The sequence below is a fragment of the Terrabacter koreensis genome (genome assembly GCF_054783315.1).
This window is the reverse complement of sequence record NZ_BAAGQU010000004.1, coordinates 441226-464898: the sequence shown is the minus strand read 5'-3', so window position 1 is coordinate 464898 and position 23673 is coordinate 441226. Positions and strand designations below refer to the sequence as shown.

General features: G+C 71.1%; 20 protein-coding genes. 7 read left to right on the top strand and 13 right to left on the bottom strand.

The window, feature by feature from the left end; genetic code table 11:
- Positions 1-17: 17 nt before the first annotated feature.
- The gene (locus ACYVNR_RS04885) at positions 18-914 is read right to left on the bottom strand and encodes a peptidoglycan DD-metalloendopeptidase family protein (RefSeq protein WP_052677272.1); all 897 of its coding nucleotides are present in this window, start codon (positions 912-914) and stop codon (positions 18-20) included.
- 132 nt (positions 915-1046) lie between these two features.
- Between ACYVNR_RS04885 and ACYVNR_RS04880 the strand changes: the two genes are divergently transcribed.
- The 3 genes from ACYVNR_RS04880 (at position 1047) to arfB (ending at position 3561) form a co-directional block, all read left to right on the top strand.
- Complete coding sequence (locus ACYVNR_RS04880) at positions 1047-2192, top strand: acyl-CoA dehydrogenase family protein (RefSeq protein WP_045190876.1); 1146 nt, start codon at positions 1047-1049, stop codon at positions 2190-2192.
- A 25-nt stretch (positions 2193-2217) separates the two neighbouring features.
- Entirely contained in the window at positions 2218-2994 is a 777-nt protein-coding gene (locus ACYVNR_RS04875) for an SDR family NAD(P)-dependent oxidoreductase (RefSeq protein ID WP_045190877.1), read from the top strand.
- Between the two features lie 111 nt (positions 2995-3105).
- A complete protein-coding gene (arfB, locus tag ACYVNR_RS04870; protein ID WP_461046949.1) occupies positions 3106-3561 on the top strand; it encodes an alternative ribosome rescue aminoacyl-tRNA hydrolase ArfB in 456 nt (151 codons plus the stop codon).
- 153 nt (positions 3562-3714) lie between these two features.
- Here the strand turns inward: arfB and ACYVNR_RS04865 are convergent, their stop codons facing one another.
- Positions 3715-4044 (bottom strand): DUF952 domain-containing protein, encoded by a 330-nt coding sequence (locus ACYVNR_RS04865; protein ID WP_461046947.1) that lies wholly within the window; start codon positions 4042-4044, stop codon positions 3715-3717.
- A 128-nt stretch (positions 4045-4172) separates the two neighbouring features.
- On the opposite strand from ACYVNR_RS04865, the gene ACYVNR_RS04860 reads away from it, so the two are divergent.
- On the top strand, positions 4173-4673 hold the full coding sequence (locus tag ACYVNR_RS04860; RefSeq protein ID WP_045190880.1) for a SigE family RNA polymerase sigma factor: 501 nt from the start codon (positions 4173-4175) through the stop codon (positions 4671-4673).
- Positions 4670-5914, top strand: coding sequence for a hypothetical protein (locus ACYVNR_RS04855; RefSeq protein ID WP_461046945.1), 1245 nt, complete (start codon positions 4670-4672; stop codon positions 5912-5914). Before ACYVNR_RS04860 ends, ACYVNR_RS04855 begins: the two co-directional genes overlap by 4 nt.
- A gap of 130 nt (positions 5915-6044) precedes the next feature.
- On the opposite strand, the gene ACYVNR_RS04850 is transcribed toward ACYVNR_RS04855, so the two are convergent.
- The 8 genes from ACYVNR_RS04850 to ACYVNR_RS04815 all read right to left on the bottom strand — a co-directional run bounded on the left by ACYVNR_RS04850 (position 6045) and on the right by ACYVNR_RS04815 (position 17896).
- Positions 6045-7265, bottom strand: coding sequence for a nitrate/nitrite transporter (locus ACYVNR_RS04850; protein ID WP_461046943.1), 1221 nt, complete (start codon positions 7263-7265; stop codon positions 6045-6047).
- A 31-nt stretch (positions 7266-7296) separates the two neighbouring features.
- Positions 7297-8043: a respiratory nitrate reductase subunit gamma gene (gene narI / locus ACYVNR_RS04845; protein ID WP_045190883.1), complete on the bottom strand. Its 747-nt coding sequence runs from the start codon at positions 8041-8043 to the stop codon at positions 7297-7299.
- Positions 8040-8750: a nitrate reductase molybdenum cofactor assembly chaperone gene (gene narJ / locus ACYVNR_RS04840; RefSeq protein ID WP_461046940.1), complete on the bottom strand. Its 711-nt coding sequence runs from the start codon at positions 8748-8750 to the stop codon at positions 8040-8042. Before narJ ends, narI begins: the two co-directional genes overlap by 4 nt.
- Entirely contained in the window at positions 8747-10453 is a 1707-nt protein-coding gene (gene narH, locus ACYVNR_RS04835) for a nitrate reductase subunit beta (RefSeq protein WP_461046938.1), read from the bottom strand. Before narH ends, narJ begins: the two co-directional genes overlap by 4 nt.
- On the bottom strand, positions 10453-14208 hold the full coding sequence (locus tag ACYVNR_RS04830) for a nitrate reductase subunit alpha (RefSeq protein ID WP_461048282.1): 3756 nt from the start codon (positions 14206-14208) through the stop codon (positions 10453-10455). The genes narH and ACYVNR_RS04830 overlap by 1 nt, the downstream gene beginning before the upstream one ends.
- A gap of 137 nt (positions 14209-14345) precedes the next feature.
- Positions 14346-14807: a hemerythrin domain-containing protein gene (locus ACYVNR_RS04825; protein ID WP_045191083.1), complete on the bottom strand. Its 462-nt coding sequence runs from the start codon at positions 14805-14807 to the stop codon at positions 14346-14348.
- 46 nt (positions 14808-14853) lie between these two features.
- Positions 14854-17550 (bottom strand): multicopper oxidase domain-containing protein, encoded by a 2697-nt coding sequence (locus ACYVNR_RS04820; RefSeq protein ID WP_461046936.1) that lies wholly within the window; start codon positions 17548-17550, stop codon positions 14854-14856.
- A 46-nt stretch (positions 17551-17596) separates the two neighbouring features.
- Positions 17597-17896 carry a DUF2249 domain-containing protein gene (locus ACYVNR_RS04815; protein WP_461046934.1) on the bottom strand — a complete coding sequence of 100 codons (300 nt, stop codon included), beginning with the start codon at positions 17894-17896 and terminating at the stop codon, positions 17597-17599.
- 121 nt (positions 17897-18017) lie between these two features.
- Here ACYVNR_RS04815 and ACYVNR_RS04810 point away from each other — a divergent pair, with 121 nt between their 5' ends.
- Both ACYVNR_RS04810 and ACYVNR_RS04805 read left to right on the top strand, forming a co-directional pair.
- Positions 18018-18731 carry a helix-turn-helix transcriptional regulator gene (locus ACYVNR_RS04810; RefSeq protein WP_461046932.1) on the top strand — a complete coding sequence of 238 codons (714 nt, stop codon included), beginning with the start codon at positions 18018-18020 and terminating at the stop codon, positions 18729-18731.
- 107 nt (positions 18732-18838) lie between these two features.
- Positions 18839-19510 carry a hypothetical protein gene (locus ACYVNR_RS04805; RefSeq protein WP_461046930.1) on the top strand — a complete coding sequence of 224 codons (672 nt, stop codon included), beginning with the start codon at positions 18839-18841 and terminating at the stop codon, positions 19508-19510.
- 339 nt (positions 19511-19849) lie between these two features.
- Here the strand turns inward: ACYVNR_RS04805 and ppsA are convergent, their stop codons facing one another.
- The 3 genes from ppsA to ACYVNR_RS04790 all read right to left on the bottom strand — a co-directional run bounded on the left by ppsA (position 19850) and on the right by ACYVNR_RS04790 (position 23667).
- Positions 19850-22294: a phosphoenolpyruvate synthase gene (gene ppsA / locus ACYVNR_RS04800; RefSeq protein WP_461046928.1), complete on the bottom strand. Its 2445-nt coding sequence runs from the start codon at positions 22292-22294 to the stop codon at positions 19850-19852.
- A 65-nt stretch (positions 22295-22359) separates the two neighbouring features.
- Positions 22360-23202 (bottom strand): pyruvate, water dikinase regulatory protein, encoded by an 843-nt coding sequence (locus tag ACYVNR_RS04795; protein ID WP_045190889.1) that lies wholly within the window; start codon positions 23200-23202, stop codon positions 22360-22362.
- A 204-nt stretch (positions 23203-23406) separates the two neighbouring features.
- The gene (locus tag ACYVNR_RS04790) at positions 23407-23667 is read right to left on the bottom strand and encodes a hypothetical protein (protein ID WP_461046926.1); all 261 of its coding nucleotides are present in this window, start codon (positions 23665-23667) and stop codon (positions 23407-23409) included.
- Positions 23668-23673 lie beyond the last annotated feature (6 nt).

Here is a 23673-nt window from a genome sequence, read left to right as displayed (position 1 = left end):
TCAGCCGGGGTGCCGACTCACGGGAGGTCGAGGAAGGCGGTGCGCAGCAGCGGCTGGTTGTTGACGAAGCCGTAGCTCGCGCACGCGGCCGCGCTGCACGAGACCCGCGAGTCGACGCCGACGCGCATGTCGATGTGCAGGTGGGGGTCGGTGCAGAGGGCGTGGTACTTCGTCCCCACGTAGCCGATGCGCTGGCCCTTGCTCACGGTCTGGCCGACCGCGACGACCGGGGCGGGGCTGTCGTCCATGTGGGCGAAGTACCAGAGGCGGCCGAAGCCGTCCTTGACGGTGACGGTGCTGCCGACGCTGTCGCACCCGGTGCTGCCGGCGCGCACGTTCTTCGTCATGACGGTGCCGCCCACCGGCGAGAGGACCGACGTCCCGGTCGCGGAGAAGATGTCGGCGGCGTTGTAGTCGTGGTGGCAGTTCGTCTTGCTGTCCCAGCACCAGTGCGGCGTGCGGTTCTTGATGTCGGCCTGGTTGACGGCGAGCGGGAAGCGCAGCGAGGCGTCGCCGACGATCTGCGAGGCGTTGTTGTTGTAGACGTTGCTGTTGAGGTTGACCTGGGCGCCGTCGGGGATCTGGTCGTAGGTGCCCCCGAAGTCGCTGTTGTAGAAGACGAAGACGGGCTTGCCGGTGCGGTTCCAGACGGAGGCCGTGTTGTTCTTGACGCACTGGCCCTGGCCGGCGCCGCTGCTGACGAACTCGATGCAGCCGGTGCCGCTGCCGTAGTCGCGCTGGGAGTTGACGAGGTCGACGCGCGAACCGGCCTGGCCGCTGTTGTAGTAGAGGCAGAACTCGCCGCTCTCGCACACTCCGTTGCGAGCCGTGGCGTTGGCGGCTGGTGCCGCGACGATCGCGGCGGCCGTGAGGGCGGCCAGTGCGACGAGGGCGGTTCCGAGCTTCTTGAACATGTCGGTCCTTCCTGGTGAGCAGTCCGATGGTGCTGGCCCGGCCCATGAGAGCGCCCGGCACTAACAAGCCCCTAACCCCCGTCGACGTCTCACACTTTGGACGAAATGCTCGGACGTCCTAGTATCTAGGCCATGCCAGCGACGAGGCTGATGCCGACCGACGAAGCCACCGACCTCATCGAGCTCACCCGCGAGATCTGCCGCAAGGACCTCGCGCCCAAGGTGGACGAGGCGGAGCGCGCCCGCACCTTCCCCGAGCAGGCCTTCCGCACCCTCGGCCGGGCGGGCCTGCTGTCGCTGCCCTACCCCGAGGAGTTCGGCGGCGCCGACCAGCCCTACGAGGTCTACCTGCAGGTCGTCGAGGAGATCGCCTCGGTGTGGATGAGCGTCGCGGTCGGTGTCAGTGTGCACAGCCTGACGGCATACCCCGTGGCGACGTTCGGCACGAAGGAGCAGCAGGAGGCGCTCCTTCCCGACATGCTCTCGGGCGAGCAGCTCGGCGCCTACTGCCTGTCCGAGCCTCTTGCCGGCTCCGACATCGCCTCGATGACGACCCGCGCGACGCGCACCGACGCCGGCTGGTCGCTCAAGGGCACCAAGGCGTGGATCTCGCACGCGGGCCACGCCGACTACTACACGACCTTCGCCCGCACGTCCGACGACGGCGGCAGGGGCCTCTCGACCTTCATCGTGCCGGGCGACGCCCCGGGCCTCACCTTCGCCGAGCCCGAGAAGAAGATGGGCCTGCACTGCGACCCCGTCTCGCAGGTCATGTTCGACGCCGTGCCCGTCGACGGCGCGCGCCTCATCGGTAGGGAGGGTGACGGCATGAAGCTCGCGCTGTCGGCCCTCGACGCCGGACGCCTCGGCATCGCCGCCGCGGCGACCGGCCTCGCCCAGGCGGCGCTCGACGCCGCTGCCGACTACGCCAACGAGCGCCAGCAGTTCGGCCGGCGCATCGGCGACTTCCAGGGCCTCGCCTTCCTCCTCGCCGACATGGAAGCGGCCGTCACGTCGGCCCGCGCCACCTACCTCCACGCCGCCCGGCTCAAGGACGCCGGCCGCGGGTTCAGCAAGGAGGCGGCCGTCGCCAAGCTCGTCGCCACCGATGCCGCGATGAAGGTCACGACCGACGCCGTCCAGGTCCTCGGCGGGGCCGGCTACACCGAGGACTTCCCGCTCGAGCGCTACATGCGCGAGGCGAAGGTGACCCAGATCTTCGAGGGCACCAACCAGATCCAGCGGCTCGTCATCTCGCGCCACCTCCTCGCCCGCTGACCCCCCGACGCCCGAAAGGCCTGTCATGCAGCTGAACTCGTCCACCGTCGCCATCGTCACCGGCGGCGGCTCCGGCCTCGGCGGCGCCACCGCGCGCCGCCTCGTCGCCGACGGCGCGACGGTCGTCATCATCGACCTCGAGGGGTCCACGGCCCCGGCGCTCGTCGCCGAGCTCGAGTCCGAGCGGGCCGGCAGCGCGCACTTCGTCGCCGCCGACGTGCGCGACGAGACGCAGGTCCAGGCCGCCGTCGACAAGGCCACCTCGCTCGGCGAGCTGCGCATCGCCGTCAACTGCGCCGGGGTCGCGACGCCGGGGCGGGTCCTCGGCCGTGGCGGGCCGCTGTCGCTCGACACCTTCCGGACGGTCGTCGACATCAACCTCGTCGGGTCGTTCAACGTCATGCGCCTCGCCGCAGCGGCGATGCTGGCCAACGAGCCCGTCGACGGCGACCGCGGCGTCATCGTCAACACCGCGAGCATCGCCGCCTACGACGGTCAGATCGGGCAGGCCGCGTATGCCGCGAGCAAGGGCGGCATCGTCGGTCTCACCCTGTCGGCCGCCCGCGACCTCGCCGACAAGGCGATCCGCGTCATGACGATCGCGCCCGGCACGTTCGAGACGCCGATGCTCGCCGGGCTGCCCGGTGAGGTCAAGGAGATCCTCGAGAAGCAGGTGCCGCACCCGTCGCGCCTCGGCAACCCGACCGAGTACGCCTCGCTCGTGCGCCACATCATCGACAACCCGATGCTCAACGGTGAGGTCATCCGCCTCGACGGCGCCCTCCGTATGCCCCCTCGCTGACCCGGCTGGGACCACCCCCGCATCCACCCCAGGAAGTGGGCACTCGACCGTCGAGTGCCCACTTCCCGACGCCCCACCCGTCGAGTGCCCACTTCCCGACACAATGGGAGCGTGAGCGAGCCGGGCGGAGACCTCGTCCTCGCCGACGGCCCCGGTCTGCGGCGCGGGCTCGTCATACCCGCCTCCGAGCTCCTCGAGCGGTTCAGCCGGGCGTCGGGACCTGGCGGCCAGGGGGTCAACACGGCCGACAGCCGGGTCGAGCTCGTCTACGAGCCGGGCACGTCCGTCGCCCTCTCTGCGGCACAGCGTGAGCGCGCCCTCGCAAACCTCGGCCCCCGTCTCGTCGGAGGTCGGGTCACGGTGGTCGCCAGCGAGCACCGGTCGCAGCTGCGCAACCGCGCCGCCGCCCGCGAGCGCCTCGCCGACCTCCTCCGTGAGGCTCTGGCTCCCCCGCCACTGCCGCGCCGCGCGACGAAGCCGACCAAGGGATCACAACACCGCAGGCTGGCGGGCAAGAAGCGGCGCTCCGACGTCAAGTCGGGGCGGGGGCGCATACACCCGGACTGATCTCGGCCGTCGGGGACTGGGCACTCGACGGGAAAGGTCGCGTCGGGAACTGGGCACTCGACGGGAAAGGTCGCGTCGGGAAGTGTGCACTCGACGAGGACCCGGCGTCGGGAAATGGGCACTCGAACCGGGAGGCGAGGGGTGCTTGCCGAGTCAGGCGTCGTGGGGTGGCGGGAGGACGGTGGTGTCGACGACGGCGTCGACGTCGATGGGGCCGTAGACGTGGGGGAACGACTCGCCCGTCGCCGGGTCACCGACCTCGTGCACCACCTCAGGTGTCAGGCGTGACTCGTCGATGTGCAGCAGCACGAGCGGCCCGGCCACGTCGGCGTAGAACCGCGCCCGGACGACCGGCCACTGCTGCTCCGACGACGCGTGGATGAAGCCCTCCTCCTCGAGCGAGACCCCGCGCGTCGAGCGCGTGTAGCTGCCGTCGCGCCGGGCCTGCTCCCAGTCGGCCTCCTCGGCCAGGTGGTAGATCATCCGCCAAGCCTGCACCCTCGGGGCCCGGCCGCAGGACACTGGGGAGAGATCTGTCGGCGGACGACAACCTCGGCGCGCCCTCACCGCGTTGAGAGTGCGTCCATCCACGTCGACCCAGGGGGTGTCCGGTGGGAAACATCGATCGCGAGGCCGACTTCTCGGCGTACGTGCGAGCGCGTCAGAAGTCCTTCGCCCGCTTCGCCTACCTGCTCACGGGCGACGCGTATGCCGCCGAGGACCTCGTGCAGTCGGCCCTCGCCAAGGCGTACGCGAAGTGGGACCACATCAGCGGCGTCGAGTCACCCGACGCGTACGTCCGCAAGATCATGGTCAACGAGCACACGTCGTGGTGGCGGCGCACGTGGCGCCACCGCGAGCGGACCGACAGCGAGCTGATCCGCGTCATGGACCCGGCGGCGATCGACGCCCCGGCACATGACAGCGAGCTGTGGGCGCACGTGCGCTCGCTCGCTCCGCAGCAGCGGGCCGCCGTCGTCCTGCGTTACTACGAGGACCTCAGCGAGGCCCAGACCGCGGAGATCCTCGGATGCTCCGTCGGCACCGTCAAGAGCCACACGAGCCGCGCGATCCGGTCGCTGCGCAGCACGATGAAGGAGGTCACGCCGTGAACACCCACGACCGGGAGCACGAGCTCCAGACCCTGCTGCGGCAGGAGGCCGACCGCGTCGAGGTGCCCGGGGACTTCGCCCCCGTCGCCATCGCCCGACGCCGTCGCGACCAGCGCACCCGCGCCCTCGTCGGCGCGACCGTCGCGGTGGCGGCCATCGCCATCGCGGTGCCGACCGTCTGGTCCGGCCGGGGCAACGCACCGGTGCCGGCCGTCCCCTCGACGACCACGTCGGTGCCGTCGCCCACCGGCTCCGTGTCGACGCCGCCCACCTCGCCGCCGCGGAGCGGCGCACCGGTCCGAGCCGTCGCGACGCGCTCCAACACGTATGCCGTGGACGACACGATCCGCGTCGGCGACACCGTCATCCGTCTCGAGAAGGGCACCGTCGTCGAGAGCTTCGCGGTGCTGGGCAACGGCGGTTTCGTGCTCATGTCGCGGCTGTCGACACCGAACGCGCAGACCGAGCTCGAGATCCTGTCGCCCACGGGCAAGACGGTGCGCGCCGTCCGCGACGGCGGCTCGTACGTCGTGTCGCCCGACGGCTCACGGGTGCTCGTCAAGAGCGGCACGTCGAACGCGGTCGCGGTCTACGCCGCGGACGGGTCGGTCGTGGCGCAGCGCCAGGACCAGCGCGAGGCCGGCGCGGTCGTCGGCGACGTCGCGTACCTGAACGGCGACGAGACCCAGGGCTCGCTCGAGTGGAACCTCACCACCGGCGCCACCCGCAGGCTCCCCGCGCACATCGTGGCGGTCTCGGCCGACCGCAGCCGGGCAGCGCTGTCGTGGAACGTCGCCAGCGACACGTTCGAGGACTTCTGTTGGGCCGTCGTCGACCTGACGCGGCCGGACTTCCCGAAGACGATCGAGCGCTGCGGGCAGAAGGGCAACCCGTCGATGTTCCAGCCGACGGCGTTCTCGAGCCGGGGCACCTACCTCGTCGGGTCGCACTACGTCGACGGCGGGTTCTGGTTCAGCGCCGGTGTCGTGCGGGTCAGCGACGGAGCCGTGGTCGTGGGCGGCGGCGACGCCGCGCGGCTCGTGTCAGGCTGGAGCTGGCACCTCGAGGCCGACGAGTCGACCTTCGTCATCTCGCGCAACACCTCCACCCCGGTGTCCCCGGCGACGCAGAACACCCTCCAGCGCTGCTCGCTCTCGATGCAGTGCCAGCAGGCGCAGCCGCCCCTGCCGGTCAAGGACCCGAACGGGTTCACGGAGCCGCGCTACGTGGTCCCCCGCTGACGACCAGTGATCCCGTGCCGACCCGTCCGGCGAACTGAGCACTCGACGGGGGCCGGCCGCTCGGACATCTCGAGGACGTATGCCGTCCGCCCACCTCGGGCGGACGGCATACGCACGCTGTCGTGAGGTCTCAGGCGTTGGCGCGGCGCTCGCGCATCCCGACGAGCGTGAAGGCCAGGGCGCCGAGCGCGACGAGGCACAGCAGCGCCAGGCCGAAGCCGTAGCCGCCGAAGACCTTCTCGTAGGTTGCGCCCATGACGAGCGGCGGGAAGTAGCCGCCGAGACCACCGGCCGCGCCGACGAGACCGGTGACGGTGCCGACCCGCTCGGGCGGCGCGAGCCGCGCGACCCAGGCGAAGACGCCGCCCGTGCCGAGGCCGAGGAAGAACGCGATGGCGACGAAGGCGATGCCGGCGGGGAGCTCGAGCGGTGGCCGCAGGGCGAGCACCACGGCGAGGGCGGCGGTGCCGGCGAGCGAGATGGCGAGCACCGTCCGCGGGCCGATGCGGTCGCTGAGGATGCCGCCGAGCGGACGCGCGACGACCGCGGCGATGGCGAAGCCGGCGGTGCGCGTGCCCGCTGCCGTCAGGTCGAAGGAGTAGATGTCCTTGAGGTAGGTCGGCAGGTAGGTGGAGAAGGCGACGAACCCACCGAAGGCGACGGCGTACAGGAACGACATGCGCCACGTGACCGGCAGCTTGAGGGCGGCGGTCAGCTTGGGCACGACCGGGTCGGTGTTCGGCTTCCACACCGGCGAGTTGCGCATGCCGAACCAGCAGATCGCGGCGGTCGCGACGAGGGCGAGCGACATGATGATGTGCGTCGCCGTGTAGCCGAACCACGTCACGAACCGCGGCGTGAAGAAGGCCGAGAGCGCCGTGCCGCCCATCCCTGCGCCGAACACGCCGGTCGCGAACCCGCGCCGGGCGGGCGCGAACCACGCGTTGACGAAGGGGATCCCCACGGCGAAGGTCGTGCCCGCGATCCCGAGGAAGAAGCCGAAGACGAGCAGCAGCGCGAACGACTTGACGTTGCCGGCGAGTGCGACGAGCAGCACGAAGGGCACCGAGAGCAGCGTGAGCACCGGGAACATGAGACGCCCGCCGAACCGGTCGGTGAGAGCTCCGACGGGGATGCGCCCCAGGGACCCGACGAGCACCGGAGTCGCGACGAGCAGCGCCTTCTGGCTGCCCGACAACCCGAGCTGCTGGGTGTAGCGCACACCGAGCGGCCCGATGAGGTTCCACGCCCAGAAGGTCACGGCGAAGGCGAACGTGGCGAGGGCGAGGTTGCGGGTGTGGCCGGTCAACGGGGTGGTGGCCGTCGACGCGGCGGTGGTGCTGGCACTCATGAGTTCTCCTGTGAGCGATGGTTCGAGGTGGTCATCGGCGTTCCCGGTCGCTCGTGCCGACGCCGGACCAGCCCGGGCGGCTCGCACGCGAGCCGGTGCCGCGGGCGTCGCGCGAGCGGTAGACGATGTAGGGCCGGAAGAGGTAGTGCAGCGGTGCCGTGAAGGCGTGCACCAGCCGGGTGAACGGCCACAGCGCGAAGAGCAGCATCCCGACGATCGCGTGGACGTGGAACTGGATCGGCGCCTCCTCCATGGCGGCGACGTCGGGCTGCAGCAGGAACACCGAGCGGAACCACGGCGACACGGTCTCGCGGTAGTTGTGCGCCTCGCTGCCCGCGCCGACGCTCACGAGCGTCGTCCACAGCCCGAGCACGATGGCCGCCACGAGGAAGACGTACATCAGCTTGTCGTTCTTCGTCGTCGCCATGAAGACCGGGCCGGTGCGCCGCCGCCGGTAGACGAGGATGAGGATGCCGACGAGGGTGCAGACGCCGGCGAGGCCGCCGAAGAGCAGCGCGTTGAAGTGGTAGAGCCCCTCGCTGACGCCGACCGCCTCGGTCCACGCCTCGGGGATGACGAGCCCACCGACGTGCCCGACGAAGACGAGCAGGATGCCGAAGTGGAAGAGCGGCGAGCCGATGCGCAGCAGCCGGGACTCGTAGAGCTGTGACGAGCGCGTGGTCCAGCCGAACTTGTCGTAGCGGTAGCGCCAGATCGTGCCGCCGACGAGGCTCGCGATGCAGAGGTAGGGCAGCACGCCCCAGAGGAAGGTGCTCATGCTCGTGCCTCCTGGGGTGCGCTCGACGAGACCGGTTGCAGCGGGAGGAGTCTCGGGTCGTACGGCTCCAGCCCGACGCTCTCGGCCGGCTGCGGGCCCGTCATGCCGACCATCGCCATCACGGCCGCGCGGTCGGCCGGGGACTCGCCGGGCAGGGTGGCGCACACGCCTGTGGCCGCGGCGGCATACGGGCTCTGCTTCTCCTGCAAGGCGATCCGCAGCAGCTCGATGCTGGCGCGGTACTCCTGCAGCAGGGCGGCTCCGGCCTCCGCGTCAGCGCACGCTGCGAACTCGAGCACCATCGGCAGGTAGTCGGGCAGCTCCCCGTGCGTGTCGACGAGGAAGCCGCTGCGCCGGTATGCCGTCTTGAACCGTCCCAGCACCTCGCCGCGTCGCCGCGTGTCGCCGTCGGTCCAGTAGGACAGGTAGAGGGCGTGCTTGCGGCTCAGGTCGAACGTGTCGACGTACGCGCGCTGCAGCGACCCGAGCGGCTGCGACCCCAGGTGATCGACGAGGGTCACCAGCTCGCGCGCACCCGGCGAGCCCGCCTGCTCTGCAAGGGCATCGGCCAGCATCGGCAGTGCTGCGAGGAGGTCGCCGGTCGGGTAGTCGAGGCAGCGGGACGCGACGAGGTGCACGACCCGGTGGTCGGCGGACCGGCCGCGCCGCTCCTCCGCGCGGCGGGCCCTCGAGCGCAGGCCGATCACGGCGCCACCTCCCACTCGGTGCCGCGATCGGTGCCACGCTCGTTCCCGCGCTCGTTGCCGGGGAAGAGGCCCGGCGGGGTGCCGTTGCCGTCCCAGTTGAGCAGGTTGACGCGGCCCCGCAGCTCCTCGCTCGACGTCGCCGAGTCCGTCGTCTGGCGCTGCTTGAGGGCGTTGAACGTCTCGACCGCGACCGGCGCGGGCCGGCCGCTCGCCTCGCCGAACGGCCCTGACTCGTACATGCCGGGCCCCTCGTCGTAGGCGAGCGAGCAGCCGAGCTCCTCGAGCTCGTGCGCGCGCTCGACGTGCGCGGTCGGGATGACGTAGCGATCGTCGTACTTCGCGATCGCCATGAGGCGGTACATCTCGTAGAGGGTCTCCTCCTCGAGCCCGACCGCGGCCGGGATGGACGGGTCGCCGTCGCGGCCCAGCGACACGTCGCGCATGTAGGCGCGCATCGCGGCGAGCTTGCGCAGCACACCGGTCACGATGTCGGCGCGACCGGCCGTGAACAGCTCGGCGAGGTACTCGACGGGGATGCGCAGCGCCTCGATGGCCCCGAAGAGCACGTCGCGGCTCTCGGCGTCATGGCCTTGTGACGCAAGCAGATCCACGACGGGCGACAGCGGCGGGACGTACCAGACCATCGGCATGGTGCGGTACTCCGGGTGCAGGGGCAGCGCGACGCGGTACTTCTTGGCCAGGGCGTAGACGGGCGAGCGCCGCGCCGCGTCCATCCAGTCGTCCGGTATGCCGTCGCGCCGGGCCGCCGCGACCACCTCCGGGTCGTTGGGGTCGAGCATGAGGTCGAGCTGCGCCTCGTAGAGGTCGCCGTCGTCGGGCGTCGCTGCCGCCGCGGTGACGCGGTCGGCGTCGTAGAGGAAGAGGCCGAGATAGCGCAGCCGGCCCACGCACGTCTCGGAGCAGACGGTCGGCAGGCCCACCTCGATGCGCGGGTAGCAGAAGGTGCACTTCTCTGCCTTGCCGCTCTTGTGGTTGAAGTAGATCTTCTTGTACGGGCAGCCGGTGATGCACTGGCGCCAGCCGCGGCACCGGTCCTGGTCGACGAGGACGATGCCGTCCTCCTCGCGCTTGTAGATCGCACCGGACGGGCACGACGCCATGCACGACGGGTTCAGGCAGTGCTCGCAGATGCGGGGGAGGTAGAACATGAAGGTCTGCTCGAGCTCGAAGCGGATCTTGTCCTCCGACTGGCGGCGCACCTTCTCGACGAGCGGGTCGAGGTGTCCGAGCTGGCTCGTGCCGCCGAGGTTGTCGTCCCAGTTCGCCGACCAGGTGACCTTGGTGTTCTCGCCCGTGATGAGCGACTTGGGCCGCGCCACCGGGAAGTCGTCGCCGAGGGGGGCCTCGACGAGCGTCTGGTAGTCGTAGGTCCACGGCTCGTAGTAGTCGGCCAGCTTGGGCTGCACGGGGCTGGCGAAGATGCCGAGCAGCTTCTGCACGCGGCCGCCGGCCTTGAGCTTGAGGTTGCCCCGGCTCGTGAGGGTCCAGCCGCCGCGCCACGTCTCCTGGTCCTCGTAGCGGCGCGGGTAGCCCTGTCCGGGGCGGGTCTCGACGTTGTTGAACCAGACGTACTCGGTGCCGGCGCGGTTGGTCCACGCCTGCTTGCACGTGACCGAGCACGTGTGGCAGCCGATGCACTTGTCGAGGTTCATCACCATGCCCATCTGGGCCATGACACGCATCAGTACGTCACCTCCTGCGAGCGCTTGCGCACGGTCGAGACCATGTCGCGTTGGTTGCCGGTGGGGCCGAGGTAGTTGAAGGTGTAGGACAGCTGGGCGTAGCCGCCGATGAGGTGGGTCGGCTTGACCAGCAGGCGGGTCACCGAGTTGTGGATGCCGCCGCGCCGGCCGGTTGCCTCGGACTTGGGGACGTCGATGGTGCGCTCCTGCGCGTGGTGCACGTAGACGACGCCCTCAGGCATCCGGTGGCTGACGATGGCGCGCGCGACGAGCACGCCGTTGGCGTTGGTGCACTCGACCCAGTCGTTGTCGCTGACGTCGATCGAGCCGGCGTCCTGCGGGCTCATCCACACCGTCGGGCCACCGCGCGACAGGGAGAGCATGAGCAGGTTGTCCTGGTACTCCGAGTGGATCGACCACTTGCTGTGCGGGGTCAGGTAGCGCACCGTCACCTGCTTCGCGCCGTCCGGTCCGAGCTTCGGCTCACCGAAGAGCCGGTGCATGTCGAGCGGTGGCCGGTAGATCGGCAGGGCCTCCCCGACGTCCAGCATCCAGTCGTGGTCGAGGTAGAAGTGCATCCGCCCCGTCAGTGTGTGGAAGGGCTTGAGCCTCTCGATGTTGACGGTGAAGGGCGCGTAGCGTCGGCCGCCGGTCTCGGAGCCCGACCACTCGGGTGAGGTGATGACGGGGACGGGCTGGACCTGCGTGTCGGCGAAGGAGATCCGCTTCTCCTCGGCACCCTCGGCGAGGTCGACGAGCTTCTTGCCGACCCGCTCCTCGAGGGTCTTGAAGCCCTGCACGGCGAGGTGCCCGTTGGTCGTTCCCGAGAAGGTGAGGATGGCCTCGGCGAGCTTCTCGTCGGTGTCGATCGCGGGCCGCCCGTCGCCGGCGCCGCCGAGCATGACGCCGTTCTTCCTGGCGAGCCGCTGGGCCTCCTCGGCGACCTTGAACGTGACGTTCTTGACGGTGAAGCCGAGGGTGTCGGCGAGCGGGCCCACCGTCGCGAGCTTCTCGGCGATCGCGGTGTAGTCGCGCTCGACCACCTGGAAGACCGGCATGGTGCGCCCCGGCGTGCCCGGCTCCCCGGTGCTGCGCCAGTCGACGACGCGACCGCCCGGCTGGGCGGTCTCGCCGGGGGTGTCGTGCATGAGCGGCACGCTGACGAGGTCCTTGACCGTGCCCAGGTGCGTCTTCGCGAGGTCCGAGAACTTCTGGGCCAGGAGGTGGAAGAGGTCGAAGTCGCTCTTGGCCTCCCACGGCGGGTCGATGGCCGGCGTGAAGGCGTGCACGAACGGGTGCATGTCGGTCGAGCTGAGGTCGTGCTTCTCGTACCAGGTCGCCGCGGGCAGCACGATGTCCGAGAGCAGCGTCGTGGAGGTCATCCGGAAGTCGGCCGACAGGAGGAGGTCGAGCTTGCCCTGTGGTGCCTCGTCGTGCCACTTCACGTCGGCCGGCCTTGGTGTCACGGGGTTCTCGCTACCGAGGACGTTGTGGTGGGTTCCGAGCAGGTTGCGCAGGAAGTACTCGTTGCCCTTGGCGGAGCTGCCCATGAGGTTGCTGCGCCAGAGCACGAGGGTGCGCGGCCAGTTCTCGGGGGCATCGACGTCCTCGATGGAGGCCTTGAGGGTGCCGTCGTGGAGCGCACCGGCCACGTATGCCGCCGCGCTGGGGGCGGTGCCCGCCTCGACGGCGGCCTCGGCGTCCTCGGCGACCTGGATCGGGTTCGTGCCGAACTGCGGGTAGAAGGGCATCCACCCGAGACGCGCCGACTCCGCGATCGTGTCGGCCGTGTGCTTGCCCGCGAGGTGGCCCTTCGCGAGGGGTGACGCGAGCGAGTCGGCGGAGTACCCGTCGTTGCGCCACTGGTCGGTGTGCATGTACCAGTACGCCGTGCCGATCATGGTGCGCGGCGGCCGGCTCCAGTCGAGCGCGTTGGCGAGACTGATCCAGCCGGTGATGGGGCGGCACTTCTCCTGCCCGACGTAGTGCGCCCAGCCGCCGCCGTTGCGCCCCATGCAGCCGGTGAGGATCAGCAGCGACAGGATCGAGCGGTAGGTCGCATCGCCGTGGAACCACTGGCAGATGCCGGCGCCCATGATGATCATCGAGCGGCCCTGTGACTGTTCGGAGTTCGTCGCGAACTCGCGCGCCACCCGCATGCACTGCTCGGCCGGGACACCGGTGATCTCGGCCTGCCACGCGGGCGTGTAGGGCGTGGCGACGTCGTCGTAGCCGGTGGGCCACTCCCCCGGCAGCCCGTCGCGAGCCACGCCGTACTGGGCGAGCATGAGGTCGAAGACGGTCGTGACGAGGTGTCCACCGACCCGGCGCGCGGGGACGCCACGGCGCAGGACCGACCCCGACCCGTCGGCCTCGAGGAAGGCCGGCAGCAGCACCTCGACCTGCTCGGCGCCCGGGCCGGCCATCGTCAGGGCGGGACGCACCCCGTCGAGGTCGAGGTTCCAGCGGCCCTTGCCGGAGTCCGCGTAGCGGAACCCCATCGAGCCGTTCGGGACCACCGGCTGGCCGGTCGCCTCGTCGAGCAGCACTGTCTTCCAGGCGTCCTCGTCGGGCGGCGACGCCGGAGAAGCCCCAGCCGTCAGGTCGGTCGCCGTCAGGAACTTGCCCGGCACCGACGGTGGCGCCGCCGCGTCGCCCGACCCGGCGGCATACGCCCCCTCGGCGGGGTCGAGGCGGATGAGGAAGGGCAGGTCGGTGTAGGTGCGCACGTAGTCGGTGAAGAAGGGCACCTCGCGCTCGACGAAGAACTCCTTGAGCAGCACGTGGCCCATCGCCATGGCGAGGGCGGCGTCGGTGCCGGCCTGCGCTGGCATCCACTCGTCGGCGAACTTCGTGTTGTCGGCGTAGTCGGGGCTGACCGTGACGACCTTCGTCCCGCGGTAGCGGACCTCGGCCATCCAGTGCGCGTCGGGGGTGCGCGTGACGGGGACGTTGGAGCCCCACATCATGAGGTAGGTCGCGTCCCACCAGTCGCCTGACTCGGGCACGTCGGTCTGGTCGCCGAAGACCTGCGGGCTCGCGACGGGCAGGTCGGCGTACCAGTCGTAGAAGCTCGTCATGACGCCGCCGATGAGCTGGATGAAGCGGGTGCCGACGCAGTGCGACACCATCGACATCGCCGGGATGGGCGAGAAGCCGGCGACGCGGTCGGGGCCGTACTCCTTGATGGTGTGCACGTGTGCGGCGGCGGCGATCTCGACGGCCTCGCCCCACGATGCCCGTACGAGGCCGCCCTTGCCCCGGGCGCTCTGGTAGCGGCGGCGCTTCTCGGGGTCGGTGGTGATCTCGTGCCACGCGGCGACCGGGTCGCCGAGACGCGCCTTCGCGTCGCGGTACATCTCGAGCAGCACACCGCGGACGTACGGGTAGCGCACCCGTGTGGGCGAGTAGGTGTACCAGGAGAAGGCCGCGCCGCGCGGGCAGCCGCGCGGTTCGTACTCCGGCCGGTCGTGGCCGACGGAGGGGTAGTCGGTCTGCTGCGTCTCCCACGTGATGATCCCGTCCTTGACGTAGACCTTCCACGAGCAGGAGCCGGTGCAGTTGACGCCGTGCGTGGAGCGGACGACCTTGTCGTGGCTCCACCGGTCGCGGTAGAAGACGTCGCCGGCGCGGCCACCCTCCCGGAATACCGCTCTGCCGTCAGCGGACTCGTCCCACCGGGTGAAGAACCGGCCGGCCCTGAGCAAGGCGGCCGATGCGGGGCCGTCGATGCCGGGGGCTCTGGGACCGGGCACGCTCGTGCGATCTCCGCTCGCCGTGGTCGCTCTCTCAGTCACAGGTCGCACTCCCTTGCGCTCCGTTGCTGGCACACGCCACCCCGGGGGGCGTCGTCACGAGCACCCTGTCACCGGTGTGGCCTGTGTGACTAGGGCTAGGACCCGATGTGGTTTCCACCTGATACTCCTCCTCGAGAGCGGGTGAGGGTGTCGACTTCGGCCCACTCGGGGCCACCGAGATGGATCGCCGCGGCCGGGAAGAGCCCGTTGTCCTCGCGGTCGATGTGCTCGCGCAGCAGCTTCTCGAAGCGGGCGAACTGTTCGACCTGGCCCGACCCGATGCGGGAGAGCAGGTCATCGAGCTCGTCGTGCTCGTCGCAGAGGGCGCCGATGTGGTCGGTGAAGAGCTCGTCGCGCGCCATGACCGTGAAGAGGCCGGCCTCCTCCGACGCCACGTGCGGGTCGAGGTGGGCGGCCAGCTGCTCGACCGCCGCGCACCGGCGAGGCTCGTCGTCGAGCGAGCGCCGGAGCTCGCCGAGGTGGTTGACGATGTGCTCGTGCTCGGCCATGAACCGGCCGATCACCTCGAGGTCGGCACAACCGCAGTAGCTGCACATCATCGGCTCCCGTCGAGAGCGGCGGTCTCGGTCGTGGTCTGTGTGGTCACGGGCGCACCTGCACGACGCCGTGCGCCCCACGTTCGGCGTCGGCCATGACGTGGCTGACGAAGGGGTAGTGGCCGGCCTCGTCGAAGACGGTCTCGACGAACCCGCCCTGGCCCGGGCCGAGCGAGAGCGACTGGCTGCCGCCGCGGGCGGTTCCGGGCCGCAGCAGCCAGACGCCTTCGGCGTAGGCCGTGTCGAACTGCGCGCCGACGACGTGGAAGATCGTGGGGCGGTTCGGCCCGGCGTCCAGCACCCAGAGGCGAACTCGCTCGCCGACGCGCGCGTCCAGCGGTGACGTGTCGTACTGTTTCGCGACCCCGTTGAAGGCGAGGAGGTCGGGCGCGTCGGCCTGCGCCTTGGCTGCGTCGACCTCGGCGGCAGACCCGCGGGAGGTGTCCGCGCCGAGGTAGAGCTCCGACTGCACGAGAACGTAGGAGCGGTCGACGGCGGGCAGGCCGGGCGGTTCGATGACGACCGCGCCCACGAGACCCGCGGCGAGGTGGGCCGACATCGGCATGGTCGAGCAGTGGTACATCCAGATGCCGGCCCGGCTCGCGGTGAACCGGTAGACGAGGCTGCCTCCGGGCGGCACCGTGCGCATCACATTGTCGGGCGCCCGCGAGCCCGCGTGGAAGTCGACCGAGTGGCCGATGGAGGCGTGGTTGACGAGGGTGACCTCGAAGACGTCGCCCACGCGCCCGTGCAAGGTGGGTCCCGGACTCGATCCGTTGAACGTCCACCGCCGCTGCCACCGTCCCGGCGCCACCTCCTGCTCGGCCTCTCCGACGGTGATGGTCACGCGGTGGAGGCGCTCGCTCGTCAGGGGCGGCAGCGCGGGGTCGTATGCCGTGCGGCCCGGTGACAGGGCCCCGGTCGCCGGCCCGGAGGTCGGGTTCGCCGTCGCCGCGTGGTCGTGGGGGCCCGCGGCGTCCGCCGGCGACACGTCACCGGAGACGATGACCTGCAGGAGCATTCCCATCTGCCGGTGGCCGACCACGGAGCACCAGCCCTCGAGAGGCCCGCTGACGACACCCGCGTCCAACGTCGCTGAGGCGCCCGGCGCGAGCCGCGGCGTGCGGTGACCGCCGGCCAGCACGAGGTCGTGCGTGGTGGTGCGGTCGCGGTTGGTCAGGCGGATGACGAGCCGGTCCCCGCGCGGCACGGTCACCGCCGAGGGGCTGAACGCCATGCCGTTCGCCGCGACCTCGACGGTGGTCGTGTGCCCGGTGGGCGTCACGGTGTCTCCGGTCCCAGCGCCCGTGGCCGTCCCGCCGAGACCCAGACTCGCGGCGACCACGAGGGCGACGAGGGAGACCGCGGCCGGCAGCTGCGTCGAGGACCAGAACGGCCTCTCCCCCAGGGGAGCTCGTGTCACGCCGGCCTGCGCGGCGGCCGTGGCGGCGGGGACGTCGGTGGTGTCGGCGGCGGTGTCGGCGGCCCGGCGCGAGCGCACGCTCGCCAGCACGGCGAGCACCGTGAGCGGCAGGAAGGCCGCGACCGAGACACCCACGAGCACCGCAGCAGCCACCCGAGTGGCCGCGGGCAGGGGCAGCAGCCACAGGACGAGGCCGAGGTTGAGCGCGGCGACCCGTGTCGGCGCGGCCCGCTCGAACCAGCCGAGACCGGCGCGGACGGCGGTCGGACCACCTCCGAGGACGCTCGGCACGAGATGGCTCAGGGCCGCGAGCACGAGCTGGAGCGCGAAGCCGACGGCCACCGCGGCGGCGACGCGGTCGTAGCCGTCGCCCACCTGCGGCCAGTCGGTCGCACGAGCGACGAGCACGGCGACACCGACCACGCTAGCGACGAACCATGCGAGCGCGCAGGAGGCGGAGACCGTGGCGAAGCGGCGCGGCGGGTTCCTCCGCGCGGGGGCGAGGAGGGCGCGGGCCCACCAGCCCAGCCCGGCGGCATACGCAAGGAGTGCGGTCGACGTGAGCGCCCGCGAGCCGAGGAGGGCACCGGCTGCGGCCGTGAGCACGGCGAGTGTCAGCACCGGAAGCGCTTGGCGCGACAGCGATTCCGCGCGATCGTCCATGCGCGCACGCAGCATCGTGGGCCAGAGCGTGACGAGCGTGCCCGCCACGGTGAGTCCGAGCCAGCCGAGCGCCATGGTCATCGAGTGGGCGACGAGCAGGCGCGTGTGCCACGGGTCGGCGGGGTGCCGCGCCAGCAGGACGCCGAAGGTCGCTCCGACGGGCATGCACGCGGCGGCCACGAGGTAGTAGCGGATGGTGACCCGGAAGCGGCCGGGCAGCGCGATGCGGAGCCGGCGCCAGAGCTGCGCGCCGTGCCAGGCGACGGCGGCCGCAGCAGTCACGGCGCCGGCGAGCGTGACCCACCACCATCCGGTCGGCACGCCGACGAGGACGAGGAACGAGCCGAGGAGCAGCATCGCGAGCCGGCGCCCCTGCTCCCTGCGGCCGTCGACGGTCGGGGGCGTCTTCAGCAGGGCCTGCGCGAAGTGCGTGCTCCACACCATGACGGCGTGGGTGACCGCCCCGAGGAGCACGAGGTGGACGACGAGCCAGTCGGCGGCGGGCAGGGCACGGCCGAACGCGGCGACGACGAGCGCGGCGGTCAGCCACAGGGTCGTCGGGTGGTCACGCAGGGCCCAGGCGCCGCGACCGGGCAGGGCGCCGACCGGTGGGCGCTGGGGCGTCGCCATGGTCGTCTGCGGGTCGGTGGTGGTCACGGGCGGTCGTGGGCTGTCGTGGGCGGTCGCGGTGCGTGGTCGGGCGTCAGGCGCGGCGGCTGAGCCGGAGCGTCCAGGCCTCGGGCCCGCGCTCGAGGTAGGTGACCTCGACGGCCTCACCCTCGCGACCGGCGATCTGGGCGAGCAACGGCTTCGGGTCGTGGGGTGCGACGAGTCGCATGGACGACCCGGCCGGCACTGCTGCCAGCGCGCCGAAGACCGTGCCGTGGCGCAGGGCGTGCGGGATGGCGCGGACGTCGAGCTCGGGCTCACCGCTGTCGGCGCACCCGCAGCCGCACGCGGGCTTGCTGACGTCGGAGACGGGAAGGGGGGCGGGCAAGGTCACGGTGAGCTCCTGGGATTGCGTGGGGCCAGCTATTTATTACACTGCTTGTGTGAAAAGTAGCCGACGGGACGAAGCCGCGCCAGTGAGGGTGCCCTTCCCTGCCGTCCGGCATGCTGGACCGATGGCCGAGCGAACGGGACCCACTCCTCTGCCCGAGGTGTCGTCGGCGAGGGGCAAGGTGCTCTCGGCCCTCGCCACCCACGAGGACGGCGGGCCCCCGGCCACCATCGCCGAGCTCGCCGAGTCGCTCGGCGGGCACCCGAACACGACCCGCGCCCACCTCGGCCGACTCGTCGACGACGGCCTCGTCGAGAGGGTCGGCATCGAGAGCGGCGCACGCGGGAGGCCGGCGCACGGCCACCGGCTCACCCAGCGAGGGCGACTGGCGCTGGAGGCCGCACGCGACGCGCGGCCCGTGTCCACCGACGAGCTGGTCCTGGCGATGGCCGAGCACCTCGCCACGACACCCGACGCCGAGCTGCACGCCCGGGCCATCGGGCGGCACTGGGCGGCCCAGCTCGCCGACGAGGACGCGACCGCCGGCGCCCCCCTCGACCAGGTCGTCTCGCTGCTCACGACCGCCGGCTTCTCGCCCGAGGTCGACGCGACCGGCGACGTCGCCCTGCGCACCTGCCCGGTGCTGCGCTCCGCGCGGGAGCACCCGGAGGTCGTGTGCACCATGCACGCGGAGATGCTGCGCGCCACGCTCGAGCGATCGGGGGGCGGCGACATCGAGGTCGGGCTCGTCCCCTTCGCCCGTGAGGGCGCCTGCCTGGTGAGGCTCACGAGCGCCGCCGGCCAACCGCTCGACCAGGTCGGCAGCGTCGACCGGTAAGAACGAGCTCGCGCGCTGCCGCCAACAGGTCGTGGCCACGTCGGCCACCTGACAGGAGGCACGACATGACCCGCACGAGAACGTTTCGGCGACAGATGATCTCGCTGGTGGCTCTCCTACTCGGAGCCCTGCTCGGCACGGTCCTGGCATCCGGCATGGTGTCGGCCAGGGCGGGAGACACGACCGTCACGTCCGTCACGGCCCATGCATCGCATGCGGCCGTCGCCACGACACCGAGGACGTCGCGAGCCGCCTTCCACGACCAGATGCGCAAGCTCTGGGAGGACCACGTGACCTGGACGCGCCTCGCGATCGTGACCTTCGCCGCCGGGTCGGCGGGCTTCGACGCCACGGCCGCCCGCCTGCTCCAGAACCAGCGCGACATCGGCAACGCCATCGCGCCGTACTACGGGACCGCAGCCGGCAACCGGCTCACCGCCCTGCTGCACGACCACATCACCATCGCCGTCGAGGTGCTGCAGGCCGCCAAGGCCGGCGACACGGCCGCGTTCACCGCCGCCGACGCCCGCTGGTACGCCAACGCGAACGACATCGCCGACTTCCTCGCCGCCGCGAACCCCCGGTCCTGGCCCAGGGCCGTGATGCGCGCCGACATGAAGGCGCACCTCGACCAGACCCTCGCCGAGGCGGCTCACGAGCTCGGCGGGCAGTACGCCGCGAGCGTCACCGACTACGAGGCGGTGCACGCCCACATCCTGATGATGGCCGACCAGCTGAGCGCCGGCATCATCGCCCAGTTCCCGTCCCGCTTCCGCTGACCCTCTCGTGTGCGGGGCCTTCCCTTCATCGAGAAGTCGGCCATCCGCAGGCGCGGGCTTCCCCATCAGGCGACGGTGCCTGGCCACGCCGAGGGCGTGTTGCTCTGCAGCGCACGGGCCGCGTCATGGCATGCTCCTGCTGCGTGACCGTCCGTCCCCCTGGCTCGACGGTCACGCTCACGCTCCGGCGCAACCCCCCTCCGCCGGAGCCACCGGCGCGGCCCGTCCACCCCCCACCCGGACGGGCCGCGCCACCACGACGCGCGACGCCCGCCGGTCGAGGACCGGCGGGCGTCTCTGTTGCGGGGGCGTCGCCGTCGCGGGGCGGATCGCGCGCGGTCAGCCGCCTGTGGAGCCGGCGACCTCCGCGCGGTGCTTCGCCAGACGGGTCCACGTCTCGACGACGGTGTCGGGGTTGAGCGACATCGACTCGATGCCCTGGTCGAGCAGCCACTCGGCCAGGTCGGGGTGGTCCGAGGGCCCCTGCCCGCAGATGCCGACGTACTTGCCGCGGTCGCGGCAGGCCTTGATCGCCATGGCGAGCATCTTCTTGACCGCAGGGTCGCGCTCGTCGAAGGAACCGGCGACGAGCGATGAGTCACGGTCGAGGCCGAGCGTCAGCTGCGTCATGTCGTTGGAGCCGATGGAGAAGCCGTCGAAGTGGTCGAGGAACTCGTCGGCGTTGACGGCGTTGCTCGGGATCTCGCACATCATCACGACCTGCAGGTCGTTCTCGCCGCGGCGCAGGCCGTGCGAGGCGAGCAGGTCGATGACGCCCTTTCCCTCGGCGACGGTGCGCACGAAGGGGATCATGATCTTGACGTTGGTCAGGCCCATCTCGTCGCGCACGTACTTGAGCGCCTCGCACTCCATGGCGAAGCACTCGGCGAAGTCCGACGAGAGGTACCGCGCGGCGCCGCGGTAGCCGATCATCGGGTTCTCCTCGTGCGGCTCGTAGCGCTCGCCGCCGAGGAGCCCTGCGTACTCGTTCGACTTGAAGTCCGACATGCGCACGATGACCGGCTCGGGCGCGAAGGCCGCTGCGATGGTCGCGACGCCCTCGGCGACGCGCTGCACGAAGAACTCGCGCGGCCCGGCATACGCGGCGATGTGCGCCTCGATCTCGGCCTTGAGCGCGGGCTCCTGGTCGTCGAGCTCGAGCAGCGCCTTGGGGTGGATGCCGATCTGGCGGTTGATGATGAACTCGAGGCGGGCGAGTCCGACACCCTTGTTGGGCAGGCTCGAGAACTCGAAGGCCTGCTCGGGGGTGCCGACGTTCATCATGATCTTGACCGGCACCTCAGGCATCTCGTCGAGGGCCGTCTCGGTGACGGTGAACTCGCGCAGCCCCTCGTAGACGAAACCGGTGTCGCCCTCGGCGCACGAGACCGTGACCTCCTGCCCCTCCGTGAGGGCCGAGGTCGCCGAGCCGGTGCCGACCACGGCAGGGATGCCGAGCTCGCGGGCGATGATCGCGGCGTGGCAGGTGCGGCCGCCACGGTTGGTGACGATGGCGCTGGCGCGCTTCATGATCGGCTCCCAGTCGGGGTCGGTCATGTCGGCGACGAGGACCTCGCCCGGCTGGAAGTCGTGCATCGCGTCGATGGACTGCAGCACGCGAACGGCCCCGGCACCGATCTTCTGACCGATGGCGCGACCCTCGACGACCACCGGCCCGCGCTCGTCCATGCGGAAGCGGCGCATCGTCGACCCCGTCTGACGCGACTGCACCGTCTCGGGACGCGCCTGCAGGATGTAGAGGCCGCCGTCGACGCCGTCCTTGCCCCACTCGATGTCCATCGGGCGCCCGTAGTGCTCCTCGATGCGCAACGCGTGCGTGGCCAGCTCGGTGACGTCCTCGTCGGTGATCGACAGCCGCGGGCGCTGCTCCTCCGGCACCGGCACGAACTCGATGGTGCGCCCGACGCTCGCGTCGGAGGTGTAGACCATCTTCGTCGCCTTGCCGCCGACCCCACGCTTGAGGATCGCCGGGCGGCCCGCTCGCAGCGCCGGCTTGTAGACGTAGAACTCGTCGGGGTTCACGGCGCCCTGCACGACCGCCTCGCCGAGGCCGTAGCTGCTCGTGATGAAGACGGCGTCGCGGAAGCCGGACTCCGTGTCCATCGTGAACATGACACCGGAGGCGCCGATGTCCGAGCGCACCATGCGCTGCACGCCCGCCGACAGCGCGACCACCGAGTGGTCGAAGTCGCTGTGCACGCGGTAGGCGATGGCGCGGTCGTTGTAGAGCGAGGCGAAGACGAGCTTGATGGCGTGCAGGACGTTGTCGATGCCGCGCACGTTGAGGAAGGTCTCCTGCTGCCCGGCGAAGGACGCGTCGGGGAGGTCCTCGGCGGTCGCGCTCGAGCGCACCGCGAAGCTGACCTCGTCGGCGCCGTCGCCGCCCTGTCCGCCGCCCTGGCCGCCGCCCTGTCCGCCGCCCTGCTCGCTGACGAGCCGGTCGAACGCCTCACGGATGTCCTGCTCGAGGTCGGCGGGGAACGCCTGCTCCTCGACCTGCTCGCGGATGCTGGCGCCGACCTCGGCGAGCTTGCGGGTGTCGTCGACGTCGAGGTCCGACAGCAGCGCGTTGATGCGGTCGGCGAGGCCGTCCTCGGCGAGGAAGCGGCGGTAGGCGTCGGCCGTCGTCGCGAAGCCGTCGGGCACGGTGACGCCGGCCTTGGACAGGTGCTGGACCATCTCCCCGAGGGAGGCGTTCTTGCCCCCGACCAGCTCCACATCGCCCAGTCCGAGGTCGGCGAACCTCTTCACGTTCTCGGTCACAGCAGGTCCTTCCGGTAGGTGGTGCGGCTCGGTGGTCGGGTGGGTCTGTGGTTCTTCGGGGGCCGTCAGCCGTTGCCGAGCCGGCGGCTCTGCATGATGACGGCCGCGATCTCCTCGACGGACATCGCGGAGGAGTTGACGACGGGCACCTTGTGCGCGCGGTACATCGCCTCGGCGCGGCGCAGCTCGTAGCTGCACTGGGCGAGGCTGGCGTAGCGAGAGCCCGGGCGCCGCTCGCCGCGGACCTGGCTGAGGCGGGCGGCGGTGGACAGCAGTCCGAAGCACTTGGCGGCATACGGCCGGACGGGACGCGGGAGGTCGCTCGACTCGAAGTCCTCCTCCACGAGCGGGTAGTTCGCGACCTTGATGCCGTGCTGCAGCGCGAGGTAGATCGAGGTCGGCGTCTTGCCGCAGCGCGAGGGTGCGATGAGGATCAGCTGCGCCTGCTCGAGGTTGCGCATGCTCTGGCCGTCGTCGTGCTCCATCGCGTACTCGACCGCCTTCATGCGGGCCTCGTAGCGGCCGACGTCACCGACACCGTGGAGCGCCCCGACGCTGTGGACGGCATTGACGTGCAGGACGTGCTCGACGGTGGCGAGGTGCGACCCGAAGAGGTCGATGAAGGCGCACCGCGTCCGCTGCAGCTCGGCACGGATCTCCTCGTCGGAGACGGTGGAGAAGACGAGCGGCGTCACGGTGTCGGTCATGGCGGCGTCGAGCTCGGCGACGACCTGGCGCGCCTGCTCGACCGTCGTGATGAACGGGATCTTGCGCCGGGTGAAGCTCACCGACGGAAACTGCTGGAGCATCATGTTCCCGAGCGTCTCCGCAGAGATGCCGGTGCCACCGGCGAGGAAGAAGGCCGGGGTCGGCTGGGGCGAGGACGCGGGCGTCGTCGATGAGGCCACGAGAGGAACTGTGGCACATCGTGACGTACGACTCGTCCCACGCAAGGCGCCGATGTGACCCACGACTCAACCGACTTCCATGGGTCGAGACCACCACCATCAGGTATGCCGTCGCGCACCGCCCGTGGGTCCGGTGCGGTCGCGCCGTGGTGGGGACGCAGGAGACGCGCGAGCCGCCGGCCGCGTGTCTCCGTGTCCGCTGGGTCAGAGGTCGCGGACGGCGTTCTCCGCGAGGCGGATCTCATTGTGCAGCATCGTCTTGGCCTGCAGACCCGCGGCTGCGCGACGTTCTGCCGAGAGTGACGCGATCCGGCCCGGTGCACTGCTCCCGACGGAGGCCGACGTGCCGAGCACCGGGTCCATGTAGCTCGCGGCGTCGGCGCCCGGTGCAGCCAGGACGACGGTGGCGACAGCCGCGGCCACGGCAGAGGCTGCGAGGGCGGTGGTGCGGCGAATGGCGTTCATGGCTTC

Excerpts from the sequence above, each read along its gene's own strand:
- ACYVNR_RS04790 (WP_461046926.1), bottom strand. The coding sequence starts at position 23,667 with ATGAACGCCATTCGCCGCACCACCGCCCTCGCAGCCTCTGCCGTGGCC.
- ACYVNR_RS04865 (WP_461046947.1), bottom strand. The coding sequence starts at position 4,044 with ATGATCTACCACCTGGCCGAGGAGGCCGACTGGGAGCAGGCCCGGCGC.
- narI (WP_045190883.1), bottom strand. The coding sequence starts at position 8,043 with ATGAGCACCTTCCTCTGGGGCGTGCTGCCCTACCTCTGCATCGCGAGC.
- ACYVNR_RS04875 (WP_045190877.1), top strand. The coding sequence starts at position 2,218 with ATGCAGCTGAACTCGTCCACCGTCGCCATCGTCACCGGCGGCGGCTCC.
- ACYVNR_RS04885 (WP_052677272.1), bottom strand. The coding sequence starts at position 914 with ATGTTCAAGAAGCTCGGAACCGCCCTCGTCGCACTGGCCGCCCTCACG.
- ACYVNR_RS04810 (WP_461046932.1), top strand. The coding sequence starts at position 18,018 with ATGGCCGAGCGAACGGGACCCACTCCTCTGCCCGAGGTGTCGTCGGCG.
- ACYVNR_RS04880 (WP_045190876.1), top strand. The coding sequence starts at position 1,047 with ATGCCAGCGACGAGGCTGATGCCGACCGACGAAGCCACCGACCTCATC.
- ACYVNR_RS04850 (WP_461046943.1), bottom strand. The coding sequence starts at position 7,265 with ATGAGTGCCAGCACCACCGCCGCGTCGACGGCCACCACCCCGTTGACC.
- narH (WP_461046938.1), bottom strand. The coding sequence starts at position 10,453 with ATGCGTGTCATGGCCCAGATGGGCATGGTGATGAACCTCGACAAGTGC.
- ACYVNR_RS04825 (WP_045191083.1), bottom strand. The coding sequence starts at position 14,807 with ATGTGCAGCTACTGCGGTTGTGCCGACCTCGAGGTGATCGGCCGGTTC.